The organism is Mesorhizobium sp. M7A.F.Ca.CA.004.04.2.1 (assembly GCF_004022825.1).
Taxonomy (GTDB): Bacteria; Pseudomonadota; Alphaproteobacteria; order Rhizobiales; family Rhizobiaceae; genus Mesorhizobium.
Map to the genome: position 1 here is coordinate 1 of NZ_RZPH01000861.1, position 2647 is coordinate 2647.

The 2647-nt window shown below is 62.6% G+C and carries 3 protein-coding genes; all 3 read left to right on the top strand.

The features are described from left to right. Positions 1–978, top strand: a 978-nt coding sequence (locus EN893_RS28240; protein ID WP_164901178.1) for a UxaA family hydrolase, incomplete at its 5' end; no start/stop codon positions are given. 60 nt (positions 979–1038) lie between these two features. Beyond that, positions 1039–2037, top strand: a complete 999-nt coding sequence (locus EN893_RS28245) for an aldo/keto reductase (protein WP_127272466.1) — start codon at positions 1039–1041, stop codon at positions 2035–2037. Between the two features lie 300 nt (positions 2038–2337). Further along, on the top strand, positions 2338–2647 hold a 310-nt coding region (locus tag EN893_RS28250; protein WP_164901179.1), incomplete at its 3' end, for a substrate-binding domain-containing protein.

Here is a 2647-nt window from a genome sequence, read left to right on the forward strand (position 1 = left end):
GTGCTGCACCGCACGCTTGCCGGCTATGCCCGCCACCCGAATTTCGGCGGCGTGCTGATGGTCGGCCTCGGCTGCGAGGTCAACCAGCTCACCCTCTACGGCCAGAAGGGCGTCGCTGCCGGCAAGCGCCATTTCAACATCCAGGACGCCGGCGGATCGCGCAAATCGGTGGAAAAGGCGATGGGCGTGCTGGCCGAGATCGCCGAGGAAGTCGGCCAGCTGAAGCGTGAGCCGATCCCGGTCAGCGAGATCGTCGTCGGCCTGCAATGCGGCGGCTCCGACGGCATGTCGGGCATCACGGCCAATCCGGCGCTGGGCGCGGCTGTCGATATCCTGGCTGGCGTCGGCGGCATCGGCATCCTCTCCGAGACCACGGAGATCTACGGCGCCGAACATCTGCTTGCCTATCGCGCGGCAACGCCTGAGATTGCGCAGAAGCTCGACGGTTTCGTGAAATGGTGGGAGGACCACGTCGCCAAGCATGGCGCCTCGATCGACAACAACCCCTCGCCCGGCAACAAGCGCGGCGGTCTCACCACCATCCTGGAGAAGTCGCTCGGCGCGGTCGCCAAGGGCGGTCAGACGCCCCTCAACGGCGTCTTCGGCTACGCCGAAAAAGTCACTGGCAGCGGCCTCGTGTTCATGGACACGCCCGGCTACGACCCGGTTTCGGCGACCGGCCAGGTGGCGGGCGGCGCCAACGTCATCGTCTTCACCACCGGCCGCGGCTCATGCTTCGGCTGCCGCCCGACGCCGTCGATCAAGGTCGCCACCAACTCCACCATGTACCACCAGATGGAAGAGGACATGGACGTCAATTGCGGCGTCATCGCCTCGGGTGAAAAGACCATCGCCGGCATGGGTCGCGAGATCTTCGAACTGATCGTCGAGACGGCTTCCGGCCGCAAGACCAAGAGCGAGGACTTCGGCTACGGCGACAACGAGTTCGTGCCCTGGCATCTGGGCGCAACACTTTAGATTTTACTGATGTAAAGTAGACTGCGCGCCGGTCAGCGGCGGGCAACGGGGAGGTTGTGCATGGAAAGACGCCGCATCGGCCAGACAGCGCTGGAAGTCACCGAGGTCAGCTTCGGCGGCGCTGCACTTGGCGGCCTTTACCGCGCCTGTTCGCGCGAAGCGGCGATGGAGACGCTGCAGGGCGCCTGGGATGCCGGCCTGCGCTATTTCGACACCGCACCCTTCTACGGTTTCGGACTGTCGGAGCGCCGCTTCGGCGACTTCCTGCGCTACAAGCCGCGCGATTCCTATGTGCTGTCGACCAAGGTCGGCCGGCTGTTCCGCCCGGTGCCGGACGATCAGGTTCCCGATCACTCCTATGTCGATCCGCTGCCCTTCGCGCTCGACTACGACTATTCCTATGACGGCATCATGCGGTCGGTCGAATTCAGCTATGCGCGGCTTGGCCTAAACAGGATAGACATCCTGTTTGTCCACGACATCGGCGCCTACACCCATGGTGTCGAGAAGACCAAGCTGCACTTTCGCGACCTGATGGACGGCGGCCTCAAGGCACTTGAAGAGCTGAAACGGTCCGGCGTCATTTCCGCCTATGGGCTTGGCGTCAACGAAGTGCAGATCTGTCTGGACGTGATGCGCGAGGCGCCGCTCGACTGCATCCTGCTCGCCAGCCGCTATTCCTTGCTCGACCGCAGCGCCGAAGCGGAGTTGCTGCCCCTATGCCGGGCGCGGCAGACCTCCTTGGTCATTGGCGGCGTGTTCAACTCCGGTATCCTGGCGACCGGGCCGGTGCAAGGCGCACATTTCGACTACCGCCCTGCCAGCCATGACGTGCTCGACCGCGTCGGCGCAATGGAAAGGATCGCCGCCGAGGGTGGCTATCCGCTCGCCGCCGCAGCGTTCCAATTCCCCTTGCATGAACCTGCCGTCGCCACCGTGCTGACCGGCACCGCCAAGCTGGCGAACCTGACGCGCAACCTCCAACTGCTCGACATCGACGTGCCGGAGACGGAATACGCCAGATATCGTCCCCACACGCTGGTGCAGGAGCTGGTGTGAAACTCCATATTCTTGCGGTCACACGAAGGAATGGACATTCTATATTGACGAAATGATGGAATTAATATTCCATACGTTCCCGGAACGGAACGGAAGTGCGACGGCGCCAATGGGGAGCAGCGCGGTGGATTTGCCTCTGCCAGGCCTCGCAAGGACTGATCAAACAGCGCTTGCATCGATCTGTTCGATGCATTATCAAAACATGGCAATTGTTTTTTATTGATAAAGTTCTGTTTTGGATCACGCCTATCCGGACGGAGCTTCCGTATCGTTCACCGGGCGACTTAGGGAGGAAACCTCATGAAATTCGTGACCAGCATTCTCAACCGCCGCGCCGTCATGGCGCTGGCAGCAGCTTCGATGCTCGCCGGCGTCATGCATTCGGCGCCGGTTTCGGCGGCGGACGTCACCATTCCGATCATCGTCAAGGACACCACGTCGTTCTACTGGCAGATCGTTCTGGCCGGCGCCCGCAAGGCCGGCAAGGATCTCGGCGTCAACGTGCCGGAACTCGGTGCCCAGGCTGAAACCGACGTCAACGGCCAGGTCTCGATCCTCGAGAACGCCGTTGCCAGCAACCCGGCGGCGATCGTCATTGCGCCGACCGAGT

What these genes read in the sequence shown, in the direction of transcription:
- EN893_RS28245 (WP_127272466.1), top strand. Translation starts at nt 1,039, where the DNA reads ATGGAAAGACGCCGCATCGGCCAGACAGCGCTGGAAGTCACCGAGGTC.